Annotated in this window: 18 protein-coding genes; 6 read left to right on the top strand and 12 right to left on the bottom strand. The window is 43.3% G+C overall.

Annotated elements, in window-relative coordinates:
• Positions 1-286 precede the first annotated feature (286 nt).
• The gene (locus V5G28_RS05375) at positions 287-1,021 is read left to right on the top strand and encodes a TerC family protein (RefSeq protein ID WP_332993682.1); all 735 of its coding nucleotides are present in this window, start codon (positions 287-289) and stop codon (positions 1,019-1,021) included.
• A 117-nt stretch (positions 1,022-1,138) separates the two neighbouring features.
• Here V5G28_RS05375 and ndk read toward each other — a convergent pair whose 3' ends face one another.
• A complete protein-coding gene (gene ndk, locus V5G28_RS05380) occupies positions 1,139-1,588 on the bottom strand; it encodes a nucleoside-diphosphate kinase (RefSeq protein ID WP_096566202.1) in 450 nt (149 codons plus the stop codon).
• A gap of 196 nt (positions 1,589-1,784) precedes the next feature.
• Here ndk and speA point away from each other — a divergent pair, with 196 nt between their 5' ends.
• Positions 1,785-3,800, top strand: coding sequence for a biosynthetic arginine decarboxylase (gene speA, locus V5G28_RS05385; RefSeq protein ID WP_332993684.1), 2,016 nt, complete (start codon positions 1,785-1,787; stop codon positions 3,798-3,800).
• A 169-nt stretch (positions 3,801-3,969) separates the two neighbouring features.
• Here the strand turns inward: speA and V5G28_RS05390 are convergent, their stop codons facing one another.
• The 4 genes from V5G28_RS05390 to V5G28_RS05405 form a co-directional block, all read right to left on the bottom strand.
• Positions 3,970-5,136 carry an NDP-sugar synthase gene (locus tag V5G28_RS05390; protein ID WP_332993687.1) on the bottom strand — a complete coding sequence of 389 codons (1,167 nt, stop codon included), beginning with the start codon at positions 5,134-5,136 and terminating at the stop codon, positions 3,970-3,972.
• A 386-nt stretch (positions 5,137-5,522) separates the two neighbouring features.
• A complete protein-coding gene (locus tag V5G28_RS05395) occupies positions 5,523-6,365 on the bottom strand; it encodes a ScpA family protein (protein WP_332994033.1) in 843 nt (280 codons plus the stop codon).
• Between the two features lie 141 nt (positions 6,366-6,506).
• Entirely contained in the window at positions 6,507-6,866 is a 360-nt protein-coding gene (locus tag V5G28_RS05400; protein WP_096566194.1) for a lipopolysaccharide assembly protein LapA domain-containing protein, read from the bottom strand.
• Positions 6,867-7,135: 269 nt separating this feature from the next.
• Complete coding sequence (locus tag V5G28_RS05405; protein ID WP_332993691.1) at positions 7,136-8,188, bottom strand: AI-2E family transporter; 1,053 nt, start codon at positions 8,186-8,188, stop codon at positions 7,136-7,138.
• A 132-nt stretch (positions 8,189-8,320) separates the two neighbouring features.
• Between V5G28_RS05405 and pdxH the strand changes: the two genes are divergently transcribed.
• Together pdxH and V5G28_RS05415 are read left to right on the top strand one after the other, a co-directional pair.
• Positions 8,321-8,965 (top strand): pyridoxamine 5'-phosphate oxidase, encoded by a 645-nt coding sequence (gene pdxH, locus V5G28_RS05410; protein ID WP_332993692.1) that lies wholly within the window; start codon positions 8,321-8,323, stop codon positions 8,963-8,965.
• Positions 8,966-8,975: 10 nt separating this feature from the next.
• Complete coding sequence (locus tag V5G28_RS05415; protein WP_096566187.1) at positions 8,976-9,896, top strand: cyclase family protein; 921 nt, start codon at positions 8,976-8,978, stop codon at positions 9,894-9,896.
• A 577-nt stretch (positions 9,897-10,473) separates the two neighbouring features.
• Here V5G28_RS05415 and V5G28_RS05420 read toward each other — a convergent pair.
• On the bottom strand, positions 10,474-11,310 hold the full coding sequence (locus V5G28_RS05420) for a DUF3153 domain-containing protein (protein WP_332993696.1): 837 nt from the start codon (positions 11,308-11,310) through the stop codon (positions 10,474-10,476).
• A gap of 68 nt (positions 11,311-11,378) precedes the next feature.
• A complete protein-coding gene (locus tag V5G28_RS05425) occupies positions 11,379-11,951 on the bottom strand; it encodes a tetratricopeptide repeat protein (RefSeq protein ID WP_332993699.1) in 573 nt (190 codons plus the stop codon).
• A 432-nt stretch (positions 11,952-12,383) separates the two neighbouring features.
• On the opposite strand from V5G28_RS05425, the gene V5G28_RS05430 reads away from it, so the two are divergent.
• Positions 12,384-13,400, top strand: coding sequence for a polysaccharide deacetylase family protein (locus V5G28_RS05430; RefSeq protein ID WP_332993701.1), 1,017 nt, complete (start codon positions 12,384-12,386; stop codon positions 13,398-13,400).
• 201 nt (positions 13,401-13,601) lie between these two features.
• Here V5G28_RS05430 and argB read toward each other — a convergent pair whose 3' ends face one another.
• From argB to V5G28_RS05445, 3 genes are all read right to left on the bottom strand, one after another.
• A complete protein-coding gene (gene argB, locus V5G28_RS05435) occupies positions 13,602-14,498 on the bottom strand; it encodes an acetylglutamate kinase (protein ID WP_332993703.1) in 897 nt (298 codons plus the stop codon).
• A 238-nt stretch (positions 14,499-14,736) separates the two neighbouring features.
• Entirely contained in the window at positions 14,737-15,300 is a 564-nt protein-coding gene (locus tag V5G28_RS05440; protein ID WP_332993705.1) for a shikimate kinase, read from the bottom strand.
• Positions 15,301-15,372: 72 nt separating this feature from the next.
• On the bottom strand, positions 15,373-16,992 hold the full coding sequence (locus V5G28_RS05445) for an NB-ARC domain-containing protein (RefSeq protein ID WP_332993707.1): 1,620 nt from the start codon (positions 16,990-16,992) through the stop codon (positions 15,373-15,375).
• Positions 16,993-17,474: 482 nt separating this feature from the next.
• On the opposite strand from V5G28_RS05445, the gene V5G28_RS05450 reads away from it, so the two are divergent.
• Positions 17,475-17,666: a hypothetical protein gene (locus tag V5G28_RS05450; RefSeq protein WP_041040868.1), complete on the top strand. Its 192-nt coding sequence runs from the start codon at positions 17,475-17,477 to the stop codon at positions 17,664-17,666.
• Between the two features lie 10 nt (positions 17,667-17,676).
• Here V5G28_RS05450 and V5G28_RS05455 read toward each other — a convergent pair whose 3' ends face one another.
• Together V5G28_RS05455 and V5G28_RS05460 are read right to left on the bottom strand one after the other, a co-directional pair.
• A complete protein-coding gene (locus tag V5G28_RS05455; RefSeq protein ID WP_332993712.1) occupies positions 17,677-18,387 on the bottom strand; it encodes a LapA family protein in 711 nt (236 codons plus the stop codon).
• A 145-nt stretch (positions 18,388-18,532) separates the two neighbouring features.
• Complete coding sequence (locus tag V5G28_RS05460) at positions 18,533-19,156, bottom strand: flavin prenyltransferase UbiX (RefSeq protein WP_096566178.1); 624 nt, start codon at positions 19,154-19,156, stop codon at positions 18,533-18,535.
• Positions 19,157-19,238: the final 82 nt, after the last annotated feature.

The raw sequence follows: 19,238 nt of genomic DNA on the forward strand, positions 1-19,238 counted from the left end.
GCTACGCTGGAGAAGTTCAACCCTTCGCGTTGCTGATTTAGAGTATGAAAAACTCACACAAAGCTGTAAAGAAAATCTTGGCATCATAGCGCCTTAGTGTAACATAAGGCACCCTACTTGCAGCTTGACTGTTATCTCGCATTAGTGGGTCACAGGGTCAGGTTGCCAGTCTTCAGAAATTAGCCCTGACAGGTTAAGCTTTATAAAAGTAGCTTTTTATTGCGCCTTCTATAATAAATTCGCTAATACTGTTCATTTTTAAGTTTTGCAGCTTGAGAAACCTGGAATGCTAGACCAAATTTTTGATTATCTTCACTTTCACTTCAGCATTGAAACCTCCATAGTCCTGCTCATCCTGATTTTTCTAGAGGCGGTGCTGTCGGCTGACAACGCGATCGCCCTCGCTGCGATCGCTCAAGGACTGGAAGACAAAAAGCTCGAACGTGAGGCACTCAACATTGGTTTGGTAGTTGCTTACGTTTTGCGAATCACCTTACTTCTGACAGCTACCTGGGTGCAACAGTTCTGGCAGTTTGAGTTACTAGGTGCAGCTTACCTACTGTGGCTCGTATTCCAACATTTTACTTCCGAAGAAGGCGAAGACAATCAACACCACGGTCCTCGTTTTACCTCAGTGTTGCAAGCCATACCTGTTCTTGCTTTCACGGATTTAGCATTTTCTCTCGATAGCGTCACCACTGCAATAGCCGTTTCTAATGAAACGTGGCTGGTGATTACGGGTACGACTATTGGTGTTGTCACCCTGCGCTTTATGGCGGGTTTGTTTATCCAATGGTTAGATGAATATGTCTACTTGGAAGACGCAGGCTATATCACTGTGGCATTAGTGGGCTTGCGCTTGCTCCTTAAAGTGGTGAACGATTCTTTGGTACCGCCACAATGGTTCATGATTACGGCGATCGCCCTCATTCTGGCATGGGGATTTTCCAAGCGCACTGAAAGCGAAAAAATCATAGAAGAACCAGAAAAGACTGAACTTGTAGAAGGCAGTAGGGAGTAGAAATTGTTAGTGGAACCGTTGTAGAGACGCGCCATGGCGAGCCAGCGCTGCAGGAGGGTTTCCCTCCGCAGGCGACTGGCGTCGCGTCTCTACATTTGGAACTACCGAATGCCTAAGTTACTCGTGTAACCAAGGTGTTAAGGTTGGTTGCCAAGAAACCAATTCTTCTTCCTTAAACCACAGCGCAACTTCCCGTTGCGCTGTTTCGATAGCATCGGAACCATGGATCAGGTTACGACCAATATTGATGCCAAAATCGCCTCGAATTGTGCCTGGTTCTGCGGAAAGCGGGTTCGTTGCACCAATGATTTTTCTGGCGGCGGCGACAACGCCTTCGCCTTCCCAAACCATCGCTACCACAGGACCAGAAGTGATAAACTCTACCAGCCCACTAAAAAAAGGTCTTTCCCGGTGAACATCATAGTGCTGTTCAGCCAATTCCCGAGTGACTTTCAGAAATTTCAAACCAACGAGGGTAAAGCCTTTTTCTTCATAGCGACGGATAATTTCACCAACCAATCCACGCTGCACGCCATCAGGCTTAATTGCTAAGAATGTGCGTTCCAAAGCTATCTCCTCAAATTTAACAACTTTGTCCTTTGTCAAGTGTCTTTTGTCGTTTGTCAAGAGTCAATGACAAATGAGCAATCACAAATGACCAATCTGAGAATATCAAAAGAAAGTATCTCTAAAATGCATATGCGCTGAAAGATGAATGCGCTAAATTGTTATTTCGTGGGTGTAACATAGAGGTCAGGAAGAAATGCGTGCTGAGTCAACAGATGCATCAGAAGAGGTGGTGAAACCGCCGTCTAACGGACACAAAACTGAATTGAAAAATCACAAACAAAAAAAGCTGCTGCCACCAGCGTCGTCTCCAGATATGTCGCGCCTGTGGAAAATAGAGGATAGCGAAGAACTTTACCGGATCGAAGGTTGGGGACAACCTTACTTTTCGATTAACGCTGCCGGTCATATCACTGTTTCTCCTAAGGGCGATCGCGGTGGTTCTTTGGATTTGTATGAACTTGTCAACGCCCTGAAGCAGCGTAACTTGGGGCTACCCATGTTAATTCGTTTCTCGGATATTTTAGAAGACAGGATTGAGCGGTTAAACGCTTGTTTTGCCAAAGCGATCGCCCGCTACAACTACCCTGGCACGTACCGTGGTGTCTTTCCTGTCAAATGCAATCAGCAGCGGCACTTAATTGAGGACTTGGTACGGTTCGGCAAACCCCATCAATTTGGCTTAGAAGCCGGTTCCAAGCCAGAATTAATGATTGCCCTCGCATTGCTAGATACACCAGGAGCAATGCTCATTTGCAACGGCTACAAAGACCGAGAATACATTGAAACGGCGATGCTGGCACAAAGACTCGGGCAAACGCCGGTGATCGTTTTAGAACAAATTGAAGAAGTTGATTTGGTGATCGAAGTCAGCCAACAATTGGGGATTGATCCAATTGTCGGTGTGAGAGCGAAACTCAGTACTCAAGGCATGGGACGCTGGGGAACCTCAACAGGCGATCGCGCGAAGTTTGGTCTGACCATTCCCGAAATTATTGAGGCAGTTGACAAGTTACGCGAAGCTAATCTTTTGGGTTCGTTACAGCTGTTACACTTCCACATCGGCTCGCAAATCTCTGCTATCAATGTGATAAAAGATGCCATCCAAGAAGCTAGTCGTATCTATGTCGAGTTAGCGGCGTTGGGGGCAAACATGAAGTATCTCGATGTTGGTGGCGGCTTGGGCGTAGATTATGACGGTTCGCAAACCAACTTCTACGCCTCGAAAAACTACAATATGCAGAACTATGCCAACGACATCGTGGCAGAGTTAAAAGATACCTGTGCAGAGCGTAATATGACCGTACCAACACTGATAAGCGAAAGCGGACGGGCGATCGCCTCCCATCAGTCGGTGTTGATTTTTGATGTACTTAGTACCAGCAGTGTCCCTCTGGAGGCGCCAGAACTGCCACAAGAGGCAGAATCCCCAATTATTACTTATCTGTGGGAAACTTACCAATGTATCAACCAAGAGAATTACCAAGAGTTCTACCACGATGCGACTCAATTCAAAGAAGAAGCGATCAGTCGCTTTAACTTAGGGATTTTAAGTCTCACAGAACGCGCTAAAGCGGAAAGGCTTTACTGGGCTTGTTGTCAAAAAATTGTTGAGATCACCAGAAAGCAGGAATACGTACCCGACGAGCTGGAAGACCTAGAAAAAATCATGGCTTCCATCTACTACGTCAATCTTTCTGTCTTTCAATCCGCACCTGATTGTTGGGCTATTGACCAACTCTTCCCCATCATGCCAATCCACCGTTTGGGAGAAGAACCAACACGGCGAGGGATTTTGGCAGATTTAACGTGCGATAGTGATGGTAAAATCGACCGATTTATCGACCTGCGGGATGTAAAATCAGTTTTGGAACTGCACACCTTAAAACCAGGAGAACCCTATTATCTAGGGATGTTCCTGAATGGAGCTTACCAAGAAATCATGGGCAATTTGCACAACCTTTTTGGTGACACCAACGCAGTTCACATCCAATTGACGCCAAAAGGCTACCAAATTGAACATGTCGTCAAAGGCGATACTATGAGCGAAGTGGTGAGCTATGTGCAGTATGACTCTGAGGACATGGTGGAAAGTATCCGCCAGCGCTGCGAAAATGCTTTAGCAGAAAATCGCATTACGTTAGCGGAATCTCAAAGACTGATGCAAACCTACGAGCAGAGTTTGCGGCGCTACACTTACCTTAATAGTTAAAAGAATAGTTAAAAGTGATTGGTCATTAGTCATTAATTAATCACCCTTACGGGTATGCCTTCGGCACACCTTCGGTGTTAGCGAAGCTCCTCCGAAGGAGGCACGCCAGTTCCCTACGGCGGGAGACCCGCCTGCAGGACTGGACTCACTAATGACTAATGACTTTTGACTAACTAGCGTTTGTTCCTAGCAATTCGGCTATCGCTTGTCGTTCAGCTGGGGTATGGGACGGTGGATCTTGACGAGCATCAGTAATCAGCCAGTCTAAAGCCGCGGCTTGGACATCTATTGTTGCTCCTGTCTTGTCTACGCAGTGACGACCAAATACTAACTTGTCAACAAGTCGTACTCCCGGACCCAGTCGTGACCATTCAAAAATCACGCTGTTTTCTACAGTTGCGCCACTACATACCCAACAATTTGGACCTATCATCGTGGGACCAACGATTTTGGCTCCGTCTTCAATCTTGGTCATGCCACCGATGTAGACTGGACCTGTGATATCGACTTTGTCCCAATTGACGGCAACGTTCATGCCAGTGTAGATACCAGGCGCGACTTGTTGACCTGGGATTTGCACATTTTTAATTTCCCCTGAAAGGACACCGCGAATAGCCCGCCAGTAGTCTGGGACTTTACCAATATCCACCCATTCAAAGTCCATTGGGATAGCGTAGAAGGGCGCACCAATTTCCACCAGTTTGGGGAACAGCTGACCACCAATGTCATACTCTACCCCAGAGGGGATGTAATTAAAAACTTCTGGTTCAAAAATATAAATACCTGTGTTGATATTGGTGCTTAAAGCTTCCTCGACTTTGGGTTTTTCTTGAAAAGCTTTCACGCGACCATCTTCGTCAGTGACGACTACACCATAGCTCGGAACTTCTTCTAGGGGAACAGATTTCATGATAATAGTGGCTATAGATCCTTTAGATTTATGCCACTTCACAGCTGCCGTCAAATCTAGGTCAATCAAGGCATCACCGCACAATACCACAAAGGTATCGTCAAAAAACGGATAAAAGTCTTGGATTTTCCGCATTCCTCCCGCAGAGCCAACGGCTTCTCCCACGAGGGTACCATCAACAATGCGACCTTCAAAAGAATAGGCAATCTGCACGCCAAACCGTTGACCATCACGGAAATAACTTTCAATTTCCTCTGCTAAATGGCTAACATTAACCATAATTTGGTCAAACCCATGCTGGCGTAAAAGCTCTAGTAAAAATTCCATTACTGGCTTTTGCAGGATGGGCATCATCGGTTTGGGCGTTGTGTAGGTAATCGGACGTACGCGAGTACCTTTACCAGCCGCGAGAATCATCGCCTTCATATGTCTTTATTCCTCAACCACAAGCCAGTTTACTGTTATCAATTGGTACTTCATCATCAGTTTATTTCCGCTCTAAGTCATCCCTAAAAGCACGGATAACAGAAATTAAGAGGACTTGGTGCAACCATAGGCATAGCCAGTGTAATATGTGAAGGACAACTTATGAAGAAAGTATAAAATAGGAAGCGTAAAGTATGAAATTTTGGTACTTTAGCTTTAATACTTTATGCTTTGCATCATCTTTTATCCTACCGTACCTAACGGCTGCGCCCCTAACCCTGTGGGAAGCTACCCAGAGGGCGTCTACATCTTTTGATTGGTTATGTCTTCAATTTAATCGGAATTTCGAGTTTACTGAAGCCAAAGTCTGAAAATCATGAAGATTCCTATGTTATACACTCTTGATTCATAGGACTATCTATGGATTTGTTGTTGTTGGCTGAATCTGTAAGTAACCTAATTTTGATGTCTTGGTAAAACTCCTCTTGAAATAGCTCTACCTTTGATTGAGCACAAAGCAGTAGGAGCGCCCAGAAAACGCTAACAACTAGATGGCTGTGCCTTGATGTGTGTGTACTATTCTGTTCTGGTTGCTTTGTCTGAGTCCACAACTCGACTAGCTGTTCCAGATTCAGCCAATTTTTCTGTAAACTCAGATCTGTTGCGACACTTTGCAACACCTGCTCCAGCTCAATTGCCACCTCTGTAAGATTTTCCTGGTGAGCCAACTCTAATGCAGCACGCATACTTTGCAAACTAGGTTGGCGTCTAGGACGGGCAGGTTTATTAACTTTTTCTACCAGTTTCAATTGTTGCGCCATGACTTGCAATTGCTCAATCAGTTCTTGCAGAGTCACGCGACGCTTTGGTGGTGGCATTGCTGCTAGACGACGACGCAAGTGCCGCTCTAATGGTAAGCGTTGAGCATGAGAGTTCACCCCGTCTTCACTCTCTGGCAATGCATCATCTTCCACAGCTTCTTGTTCTGCTGATAATTGCAATTGCATCAAAGTGTTTGCTTTAAATAACACAAGCTTGGATGCCGACAAAAAAGCCTGCCCTGATTGAGATAAGTCGGCTTCATAACCCCTCGTGGTTGCCTCCGGTGCCATTAGTTCTAAATAACGGTCAATCACCTCAATCACCTTGACATCCCAAGGGTCTATTTCCCCAAGCTCCGCCTGATGAATAAGGAGTGTAATTTTTTCTAATAGCTCGGAAGCATCCATTAATTCTTTGGATTTTGGATTGGGAATTCTTAGAGACGCTTTTATGAGAGCGCGTCTGTGCATTTGGAGCGTTGTTATTGGTTAGTTGTTGATTGTTAGTTGTTCCACTAACAACTACCACCTAACCACTAACAACTTCCTTTATTGGGTAATAGCTTGTGCTTCTTTTGCTAAGGAATCATTTGCTGGTGGAAGAGCAAGTTTCAATGATTGAACTTCTGCTTGGTACTGTTCAACCTTGTTTTCTAGTTCCTTAATTTGGACATTTTTCTGTCGCACTTGTTGACCTGAAACTAGCAGTCTCTGCCAATGTGTCCAAATACTATATAACCAAGCAAAAACCGCTCCTATACCGCTTGCCAAAACCAACTCAACTGCAATTGGTGCTTGCACTTGCAAGTCTGGAACGACATTGATTGTTCCAGGTTGGGTATTTTCAAGGCTAAATAAAGCCAGTGCTAAACAAAAGATAAAAATTATTACAAAGTTGACTTGTCTCATTGGAAACTAAATACTAGGTAATTGTTTTTGCCCAATGCTTCCCTGAAAATCATAACTCATACCATTGTGAATGGTATTTCGGGATTATGCAACTTTTGATTTCAGGAATTTGAAAACAATCAAGTTGCACATCTAGGATAAAATGGTATAAAAAGAAATCTATTTTGTATAGTGTTAGATAATATTTTATACAAATAAAAATTTAGAAATAGTTATATAAATAATGTTTATATATTAATTTTTTGCTCAATCATTCAAGCATACTTCTACTAAGTGACATTGTTTGCGGTATTACCGCTTTTGATAGCATCGAAGGTACCCTTTATAGTACCTGCAATCGGGACAGCAACCAGTGTTCCTAATAAACCAGCAATCTCGAATCCCATGAGAATAGCCACAAAAATCCAGATGGGATTAACGCCAATAAAATCGCCAAGTAACTTGGGACCTAAGAGGTTATCTTTGATTTGCTGGATGATAATGGCAGCGACAGCTACTTGAGTTGCCAACCACCAATTTTGCAGCAAAATCAAAAAAGTCACCAAACCAATACCTAGAGTTGCCCCAATGAAGGGAATAAGTTGGGATATGCCTATGAGTATGGCAAATAACAGGGCAAAAGGTACCTTAAGAATTAAGAAAACAGGCGTAAGGCTGACCACCATGAACAACGCCAGCAAAATCTGGCTGAGGAAAAAGTAGTGGAAATTGAGACGCAAAGAGGTGCTCAAGGGGAATCGAATATAAGGTGGGAGGAGGTTGAATATGCCAGACCATACGCGATCGCCATACAAAAGCATATAAAATGCCAGCACAACCACTAATATCACATCAAGTACGCCTGACAGCACCGTCCCTGCAAATCCCACAGCAGCAGAAGCCAGCTGTTGCACCAAACTTTGAATGTTGGCATTGATTTGATTGCTCACCACCCTCAAATCTAAGGGTAAACGCCGCTTCTGAGCTAAAGCTTCAATATGTTCCAAATTTGCTTGACTGGTGGCTAGCCAATCCGGAATTTTATTCAAAAGTTGTATCGTTTGGTCAATCACTATTGGCACTAGCGTCACGCCAAGAATGACCAAAAGCGTCAGAGTCACTAGCAAAACGATGATAACTGCCCGAGGACGCGTCAAGGTAACACGTTCAAAGAACTTCACTGGGTAGTTGAGTAAAAAAGCCAGAATTGCTGCAATGCTCACAATAGTGATTGGGTGCAGGAATAAGCGAAAAAGCAGATACAGCAACCAGAGATTGAGAGCGATAATCGGACCGCCCAGACCGTATATTAACAGACGTTGAACTGACGCTGAACGGTGCATCTTATGTTATCTCTTTTAGAAGCGCCTTGACGCATGAAGTACAACTTGGTTGGGGCTGATGACACCATAATAAATAAATATTTTTAACAAAGACACCCATAGATGTACTTGATAACAAGGAAGCAAACGACAATGGACAAAACTATAGCCGACCTTCGCAAAGACTACACCTTGCAGGGTCTTAGCGTCTCGGATGTTAACCCCAATCCTTTTATACAGTTTAAACAATGGTTCGACCAGGCATTATCCGCCCAACTTCCTGAACCGAATGCCATGACTATTGCCACGGTCACACCCGATGGTAAGCCAAGGGCAAGAATGGTGCTGCTCAAAGGTTTCGACGAGCGGGGCTTTGTATTCTACACCAACTATAACAGTCAAAAAGGACAAGAGTTAGCACAAAATCCCCAAGCATCCCTAGTTTTTTGGTGGGCGGAACTAGAACGCCAAGTCCGCATTTGTGGACGTGTCGAAAAAGTTTCAGAAAGCGAGTCTGATGAGTATTTTTATAGCCGTCCTCTAAACAGTCGCCTGGGTGCGTGGGCTTCTAATCAAAGCGAGGTGATAGAAAGCCGAGAAGTGCTTGAGCAACGGATGCAGGAACTCCAAATTAAATATCAAAATCAAGATGTTCAGCGACCGCCGCACTGGGGCGGCTTGCGAGTGATCCCGACAGAAATCGAATTTTGGCAAGGGCGTTCCAACCGCCTGCACGATCGCTTGCTTTACACTCGCTTAGACGATGGTAGTTGGAAAATTGTGCGTTTGTCCCCCTAGTCAATAGGAAATGAAAAAACTCGCACTTTTGTGTTTAGTCACCTTTTTGAGCGTTGTTGTTTGCCTGTCCATCAACGCAGCACAGCCGCGCCCTGTCCCTCCCTTATGGCAGATTTATCAACAGTCACTCAAAAAAGCTAAATACGTTGACCTCACGCATACCATCGCTCCTTCAATTCCTGTCTGGTCAGGGTTTGGTCCGTCCAAGTTTGAACCCAGCGTCAACCCAAAGACGGGGAAGCCATACACCTACCAAAAGGATGGCTTTGAAACAACTCATTACGACTTGTCTACTGATCAGCTTGGAACTCAGTTAGATCCACCTGCTCACTGGAACCCTGACTATCCAGCTATTGATGAGTTACCTGCAACCTTTGCTGTTCGTCCCTTGGTGGTGATTCCGATCCAAGACAAAGTCGCTCGTGATCCCAACTATCACCTCACTGTTCAAGATATTCAGGATTGGGAAAGTCGGCATGGTAGGATTCCTGAAGGCTCAGTTGTGTTTGTCCGCTCAGACTGGTCTAAGGAATGGCCCAACCCCGAACTCGCTAAAAGAAAAAAGTTTCCTGGGGTATCGCTGCAAGCCCTCCAGTTTTTGCACTTGCAGCGCCAGATTCTCTTCCACGGACACGAACCTCTTGATACGGATAGCACCCCAACTTTGGAAGGAGAAGCTTGGCTATTGAACAACGGATATGCCCAAGCAGAAGGTGTCGCGAATTTAGATCAAGTACCAGAAACAGGCGCACTGGTGGCAATTGGTTATCCTAAGTTTAAAGGTGGCTTAGGAGGTTATGCACGCTATATTGCTATCTGTCCACCCGACTGGAAATATGGTGTGTCGGTGGGTCAAATCCCAGAATCTCCTCTGCAAAAAGCAAATAAACCACTGCGTTGGGATCAACAGCTTAATGTACGGGTGCGATAAGGAAATTTTTGAGGCAGGAGGAGTAGGAGATAAGGGATTTCCAAGAAATAAATTATCCATCTTGTGGGGGAGCCAGCGCTCTTGGTAGGGTTTCCCGACAGCAGGCGACTGGTGAGTCCAGTCCTGAAGGCGGGTCTCCCGCCGTAGGGAACTGGCGAACCCGAAGGGCGTTGGGCTCCCCGCCCGCCCAATTTATAGGACGGGCTGTCCGGTCCATCCCACAAGAAAAAGTTGGATATTTTTTTATTTGGAAGTCCCTAAGGCAATACGGTTCGGTTAGGGAAAATAATCTGTTGAGGGTAAGTAAGGGGAGCAAGGGGTGCAGGGGATGCAGGGAGAAAAAAAAGGCTTATCCGAACCGTATTGGGAGATAAGGGAGACAAGGAGGACGCGGCGAGTAAGAGTTGAAAAACTCTCTGCGTCTTCTGGGCAATCCCTACTTAGAACTCAATACGCTTCAGATAAGAAAATTTCTTCAACAATAACCCATAACCCTTGTAGAGACGTGCCATGGCACGTCTCTACACGCATGAAATCTCCACAAAAAATCGTTAACTGAACCGTATTGACTTAGAACTCAGGACTGTTCTGTGACTGCTGGTTGTGGAGCAAACTGAACCCTGGGATCAGGCATAAAAGTGTATCTCAGGTAAAACCCAGCCCAGACAAACAGAATAATCAACAAAGTACCGATACCCAAAGGACTAGGGAGGCAGAAAACCACTTCTATATGATTTAACTCTCCCGGCTTGAGCTTCCATATCAACTGATGTCCATTCTTTTCTGGAAGGATGGCATTTTCGGTATTTTCCATACTCCGTGCGCCCCAAGCAGTGTTCAAGCTAAAGTCTAAATCGAGAATTGAACCAGGATTAGCCAAAACATTTCCATTGCTGGAAATCAGAGCGAGCGATCGCAAATCCAAGTCATAAATCAATCGATTCCGCACTAAAAGTAAGAAATTATTCTGAAACACCAGTAAGTTAGAATCAATTCTCGGCAGTTCTGAGTTAGATTCACTCTCGACGGGCTTAGATGTTTGATTGCCATTAGGGTGGAAAAATTCGTTAAACTTCGTTTGTAATTCTCGACCGCTACTGAAGGGAATCGAAACAATAAGTTCTTGTTGAGAAAGCCGTCGTGTTTTGCCTTCCAATTTACGGGCGCGACGTTCGATACTATTCAACCATTCATATACAGAATCGCCACTAAAACTGGTGAGTTTTTCTTCCAACTTAATGTGCTGGACAAACTCGCCGCCATTCGCATTGCCAAAATTAACGCCTACATTATAGTTGACACAACCAGATAGCAGCAGAGACGTTAACAGCACAACCCACAAAATAGGATTTCGGATTGGAAAAACGCGATTAAATTTCCCAAGCACAGAATTTAACAAACCCGATAAAATCATTACTATAAAACCCCATAAAAGTCAACTCATCTCTGTTTTTTCCTTACCTGCGTCTTCAGCGGTGCGGTTTAAAAACTAAACCAAACCAAGCTAGCCACCGTTAAACCAATGACAATCAATGCCATCCAAATAAATCGATTATCTCTGGTATTTACCTGGTTGAGGTCAACAAATTCCGGCTCAGGAGGCATCTGCCGCCCTGAAGATTTGGGATTATTTGCACTCAAACGAATTTTAGCTTCATTATCAGGTACTGCGCCTAAATCAGGAATTTCGGTCATCCATTCCTTTGGTCGGTTCAACCTGGGTGCTTTAAGGATGTAATGCACCTCCCTTGCTTGCTTACTAACTTCTAGATGGGGATGGCGCTTGAGTTGTTCACACAGGGCAAGAGCATCTTCTGTGCGCCCTGCTGCTTCATAAGCTGTGACCAACCAAATTTGTACCTCCCCACCAAGGCGAGAATTACGAGCCAAGAGGGCACTTGCCTTTTCCAGTTCTTCAACAGCTTCTCGGTACTGCCCGTTTTCAAAGGCAACTTTCCCAGTTTGGTATTTAGCTTTGGCAATTTCTAGACTTTCTGAACTCACGGTTTGCACAAAAATCAGCACTGTCTTTATTTTGCCAACAGCCGCTACCATTAGTAGCAATATTTTTGGAATTTTTTACTTGAGTAGTAAAGTCAAGGGGCGATATAACAAAATATCTACTTCCGCTTATTGAAGTCTGAAGCAATTACCAAATTCAATTCGGCCCGTCAAACCAGTTTCTGAGGCATATTACTGCGACTACTCTTTAGTCGTACTTTAGTATTGCCACCTATTTAAGTTCTCGCTTTTCTCAAGTAGGATAAGCGCTATCAGAGAAATAATAAGTACACGTTCCAGACAACAGTTATTGCAGGGGATGAATTCGGGAAACAATTTCCGTAATTGATGATCGTTAGTTGCGCTTCTAAACACCACACCACACCAGACCTTTGCACCCTTTGCTAGTATTAGGGGTTTAGCTCAGGGCAAACGCATCTAATTGGGGGTGTGAGTAACAAAGGATTCTGACTAAGAGAAGAAAAAATGCTGCCAAAAAATAAAAGAAAGTTTCATTTCATAAAAATTGCGTTTTTATCCACAGCTTGTTTTTGGATTTTTGGTTCATACAGGGTGATTGCAACTGAATTGCAAAGTTTTTATTTAAATACATCAATTCCTATAATAGTTTCCCTAAAACAGTCTAATAATCAACTTCTATGTAGCAAATATAAAAATATAGGTAGGGAACTGGAGCCTACAAGCAATCAAGTATTATCTAGATCCGAAATATTATTTAAGACGGTTGCGGATGACAAAGTGTTATCTTTGCCCGCCGAGCGAGTACCAACAATACACCAAGCTGCTTTTAAAGCTAGAGTTCCTGTCATTATGTATCACGATATTATCTTAAAAAAGGAAGTAATTTATGATTTAACACCCCAAGAGTTAAAGAAACATTTTGAACTAATTAAATCGAATCAGATGACTCCTATTAGTTTAAATCGGCTGATTGCTCACTTGCGGACAGGAAGCCCATTACCAGAAAAACCTATCTTGCTGACTTTTGATGATGGTTATGGTGGACACTATGAATATGCTTATCCTCTGTTGAAAAAATACAATTATCCGGCTGTTTTTGCTATTCATACGAGCGGTGTAGGAGTTAATGCTGGTCGTACTCATGTTACTTGGGAACAATTAAGAATCATGGCTAGTGACCCACTAATTACAATATCTTCCCACAGTAAAACTCATCCTGCCCTCACAAAAATATCAAATAAACAGCTTTATAAAGAAGTTGTAGAATCTAAGAAGATACTTGAGGCTAAATTAAATCGTCCTATTATTTATTTTACTTATCCTTACGGTAACTATGATTCCAGGGTAAAGAAAATAGTTGCGTCTTCCGGATATTTGGCAGCAATTGCATTTGGTACTCCAACTGAGATGTTTGCAGGTCAGTCAAAGGATTTGTTTGCTATCAGTCGTTTTGAAAAATCTCGTCTAGAAAAAGTTATTCCCCAAGCTTGGGGCAGCCCTGCTCTGCCACAGTGTAATTAAAGAAGGGGCAAAACCCTTCTTCATCTGCTTCCTAGCTGCTGGCACACGATTTAACCCAACAAAAAGACCGGGTTCCGTGCATAATACAAAACCTTTGACAATCGGTAAAGGGGAGATGAGGGAGATGAGGGGGATGAAGGGGATGAGGAGGTATTTGCTTCCCTATCTCCCCTTACTTCCTCCACTCCTCCACTTCCCCTACTAGAGTGTAAACTGCGAGCCAACGAGCATTGTACCGATACCAATATCAGTAAAGATTTCCAACAGCAGTGCATGCGGGATGCGACCATCGACGATATGAGCTGCACGAACTCCTTGAGCAAGCGATCGCACGCAACAATTCACCTTGGGGATCATCCCACCACTGACTATACCTGTCGTAATCAATTCGCGGGCTTCTTGAATGTCTACTCTGGGAATCAGGGTAGAAGGGTCTTTGTAGTCTTTGAGAATTCCCCTGGTGTCAGTCAGCAAAATCAATTTTTCTGCTCCGATTGCTGCTGCTATTTCTCCAGCTACGGTGTCGGCGTTAATGTTGTATGATTGTCCTGACTCGTCTGCTGCAACGCTGGAAACTACGGGAATGTAGCCATTGTTGACGAGTGTCTCCAAAATTTTGATATCAACACTGCTAACTTCCCCCACAAAGCCGATGCCTTCTTCACCTTGAGGACGAGCTGTAATTAAGTTACCATCTATGCCGCAAAGTCCCACTGCTGAACCACCGGCTTGGTTAATCAAGGCGACTATTTCTTTATTGACTCGACCAACTAACACCATTTCCACCACATCCATTGTGGGGGCATCAGTCACTCGTAAACCATTTTTAAATTGCGGTTCAATTCCCAGTTTATCCAACCAACTATTAATTTCCGGTCCACCGCCATGCACCACAATTGGTCGTAAGCCGACGCATGATAAAAATACGATGTCGCGGATGACTTTATCTTTGAGATTGCTATCTTTCATTGCCGCACCACCGTATTTGACAACAATGGTTCGACCAGTAAATTGTTGAATGTACGGTAGTGCTTCGCTTAGCACTTGTACGCGGCTGGCGGCATCTTGCCTTATGTACTCAGTTTCGCTGACCATCATGAGGAGCTATTGATAGATATCTTGTGTTTTCGTCTGGATCAATGACAATTACGGGAAAGAAAAAGTGTATTATGTAACAAATGCCACTTAGGACTTAACCTTAGGGCAAAAAAGTGGATATCTATATTAATAATCCCTTTAAGGAACTAAAAACTCATAAAATCTTCTCGGTAGTGCAAATTTCTTCCACGTACAAACTGGAAATTTTTAGTTTTTACTCTTAATTGTTAATCTTTTGTTAAGAAAGTTCAGGATGAGAAACTTTTGGTTTCAGGACGCTGGGAATCTCGTCAATAATCCGTGTGGCAACTTGTTCTGGTGTTTCTCCTTCACTAATAGTGATTCGCAGATCCGCTTGTGCATAAAGAGGTTGTCGCACATCGAGGAGCGATCGCAGCTTGGCTTCAAGATCAGTATCTTGCAGCAGTGGTCTTGTCGTATCCTCTGCTAGTCGGCTGTACAGTATTTCCACGGGTACATCCAGCCAGACAATCAAGCCGTGGTGCAGGTAACTCCAGTTTTCTCGCCGTACGATAATACCCCCACCCGTTGCAATGACAAGTTTGGTGAAAGCACACACTTGTGACAGTACCTGACTTTCCAACTGGCGAAACGCTGCTTCCCCTTGTTCACTAAACAGTTGGGTTATCGGTTTATCACCCGCAGCTTTCTCAATTACGGTATCAGTATCAACGAACCCGTAGCCCAAATGTTGTGCTAACAAGCGCCCTACAGTCGTCTTGCCAACGCCCATCATGCCAATTAAGTACAGGTTGACTCCTTTTAACAAGTCATTAGTCATTAGTCATTAGTTATGAGTCATTAGTCTTGTAGTAAGGCTTAAGCACCACTACGAACCAATAACCAATTTACTTCAAATCTCGGTGCCTAAACGTATATCTCTAATGTAATTTTTCATTTGTGCTTCAAAAATTGAATAGCTCATCACTAATGAGCTTGGTTTTTCTTGCATTAATTTAAAATTATCCTCAATTAATCGTTCTGCAACGTACTCTATCAAGACAGGGATTTGACGAAAGCGAGATGCTTGCCGCTCCATCAGAGAGCGCCTTTGCAATAATTCTATTGCCTCTAATATTAATCTTTGCGGCACTCGTGGTATAATCTCTGTCTGCAATTTACGCATTGAACCCAAATCTTGATTTAGAGACAACCAGTACATAATTAGCTTTTCTAAGCTAGATAATCGACTAAACTGTTGGTCTAAAATCGCTCGAATGTCGCCAAAAACCCTGGTACCTTGCTCTAAAAATTCATAAATATTGCCTCCAAATAATTCTTGAATAGCGGTAGCAATTAATTTAAGAAATAAGGGATTACCTGCATAGAAATCTATTAATATTTTGCATTCTTCTGGTAAACAAGGAAGCCCTTTAAGTTTAAGAATCTCCATGCTTTCGGCATTACTTAAACCAGTTATTTTTAAACAACGAACAGGTAGCTTTTCTCCTTGCAAAGCAGGAATTTCGGGAGGTTTTTCCCGACTCGTTAAAACTAAGCAGCTTTGATGTTGAGAGTCGCCCACTCGTCTAATCAATTCTCCATAACCTTCATATCCTGGACGATAACGAATTTGAGGGAGATAAAATACAGAAGAATTGTTGATGTTTGAGTGAGAAGCACTAGAGGTAGGATATATGTCTGACTCGCTAGTATATTCGCTGCTTAAAATTGCATCAAAATTATCTAATACAATGAGACAACGTGAAGAACGTAAACAATCAATGAGTTGCGATATACTACCACCTACAACTTCTAAATCTTTTGTCTGTTGTGTAGGTGACAAAATTTTTATGAGTTCATTCAAGAAGATATTTGGAGGAGGAGCAAGGTGTAGCGCTCGCCAAATCACATACTCAAACTTATCCTTGATTTGTTCTGCTAGCTTGACTGACAAAGCGGTTTTGCCAATTCCTCCCATACCTAAAAGGACAACAAGCCGACAGTGTTCTTGGACAATCCATTCTGTTGTCTGAGCTAATTCTGTCGTCCTTCCCTGGAAAATACTAACATCAACGGCTTCACCCCAATCTTGCGTTTTGACTGATTTCATAGCAGTAAAATCGGTCTGTTTGATATTATTTGTTTTTATTTGGTTGATTTGGTTGCTGATTGGCTCTATTTCCAGCAAAACTTTTTTATAACCTGCTTTTTCTAGTAAATGAGTTACCCGACTCCAATTTTTCACTTTAATTGAGTATCCTGCTTGGTTACTCAACATTTCTTCTATATATTTATACAATCCATTAGAAAGATAGACTCTGACCGTACTGCTACTACGACTTTGATAAACTAGATTGGCAATTTCCGCTGGACTAAACCCGCAAAGTAAACCTCGCAGGAATTTTTTTTCAACAGGTGTGAGGCCTTTTCCTTTTGCAGAACTTAAATCAACGTATAATTTTTCTAGCTCCCAATTATTTTTAGCTTCTGTAAATTCCTCTTCTACCTTATTTGAATCAGATGCCGTCATTACCATTATTTATTTAGAATAACCCAAGGCAATATCATACCTATTTTTATATGAAGTCAAATTAAATACACTATGAATTTCTAACGAATTTCATAACATTTGTTAGGTGATTTATCTGTTCTGGGTTAGGTATCTTTAGGCTTAACAGAAACTTAATAAAACTTGATTGAAACTTTATCCTGACGATGTCGGTCAATATAAACAAGCGTAACTTACTATTTGCTGGGGCAATTCTATCTATTAGACAACACTGTGTTTCTACCAGCACTATGTTGGTGCCCCAGTAATGAGTTCCAGTAAGCTGTAGTCAACAAGCCAGTGTTTTCGTTCAAGGTGTAAAAGATGACTCGTTATCAGGAAAGGTGCAAAAAAGCTTTGCCAACTCAGCGGTTGAGGCACAAAGCCAATGCATATTTTATCTAAAACAGCCCGATTAAATAAATATAAGTGTGCTCTAAGTGTGGTCGTTTGAGGTTTCAACCATGACTCGGATTCGAGATGTTGTGCAAAAAGCTTTAGCAACTGGCTATTTAACTGTTGAAGCAGAAAATCAACTGCGAGTGTTGCTGACAACCCGGTATGATATGGAGGACTTAAATGCTTTCATGAACTTGCAGGAAGCTGCCATGACTGGAAAAGTCAAGCAGGAGTCCCGTGAACGTTGTGGAATTTAGTCGAAAACACTCAACGACGAGGGCGCTTATCCTCATCCTCAAAATCGTCATCCAGAAACCCCCAATCATCATTTTCAGCTTGATTGGTTTCGGGTTGACTAGTCGTCGGTGGTTGATAAGGGGGGATAATCACTCGATAGTCAGCATCGTAAACGGATTCAGTTTTCCCCACTCCAGAATTTTTCGGTTCGCGGTACCTGTAGGAGTAAACTGAATCAGATTTAGAGCTGCTTTTGGGTTCTTGTTGACGTTCGTAAGTGTTAGAGTCTCTGACTTGTGTATTTTGAGGATTAGGTATAGGCGCTTCTTCTTTTTCTTCAAAGTCCCAATCATCTGTGCTGCTATTTGTTTCCCAGTCATCATCAGAAGTATCACTGCTTCGCGTTGACTCAGTTTTGCTACCTGATGATGAGCCAGAAGGAGGGGGGGTTGGTTCTTCCCTACGAGTTTGGCTTTGACTTGTACGCCTTGTACTTGCACGCTCCCTAAGCGGGGTTCGACGTTGTCCTGCAAAATAATTAGACAAATTGAATAAGCTTGTGACGAATACAGTTGTCAAACCACCAGCAGCAGTACTGAACAAAATCCAAATCGCCAGTGGAATTGGTTTGGATTTCATCCCCAAAAATACAAGCGGGAGTTCAGGAGACCAGTTCTGGGCTAGCAAAAGCGTTAGTCCTCCCAACACTGCCACTAACAAAATTAACCGAAATACAGCCATAGTTGTTAGTCATTAGTTGTTAGTCATTAGTCATTAGTCATTAGTTGTTAGTCATTAGTTATTAGTTATTAGTCATTAGTCAAAAATTATTCTCCCCGGCTCTTGAACTCCCCTGCTCCTCATTTCCCCATCTCCCCTATTGTGACTAATCTTGACGACCTTGCCATCTTTGAATTGGTATACAATCAATATCGAGTTGATCCAACGCACGGGCTACCACAAAATCAACTAAGTCCTCAATGGTTTTGGGATTGTGATACCAAGCGGTAATGGCGGGAACAACTCTGACTCCGGCTTCGGCTAGCGTGGTTAAGTTGCGAAGGTGAATCAAGCTAAAGGGAGTTTCACGGGGAACCACAACCAGCTTTCGCCCTTCTTTGAGCTGGACATCCGCCGCACGTTCCAGTAAGTCGGAACTTAAACCAGCTGCTAACTTGGCTACAGTACTCATACTGCATGGAATAACAATCATCCCTAAGGTGCGAAAGGAACCACTGGCAATATTTGCCCCGACATCACTCCAAGGATGACAGCGTAGCTTACCCGCTTCTTCAACGACTGCTTGCTGTCGCCAAAATTGCTCTTGTTGAGTGGGCTCTACTGGCATACGAATATTCTGCTCAGATTGCCAAACCATGTAAGTTGACTTGGAAGCAACCAATTCAATTTCATAGTTGGCTTCTAGCAGAAATTTGAGAGCGCGAACGGCGTAAATCAGACCAGAGGCACCTGATACGCCTAAAATGAGCGGTTTTGTGTTATCGGGCACGCTATTATATGTGGAAATTACCAGGAATTGGAGATGAAAAATTGCGAGGAAGACGAGGGACAGAAGCCGCTTCCTCAAGCGT

The organism is Scytonema sp. PRP1, assembly GCF_036697665.2.
GTDB classification, from domain to species: domain Bacteria; phylum Cyanobacteriota; class Cyanobacteriia; order Cyanobacteriales; family Nostocaceae; genus Kalymmatonema; species Kalymmatonema gypsitolerans.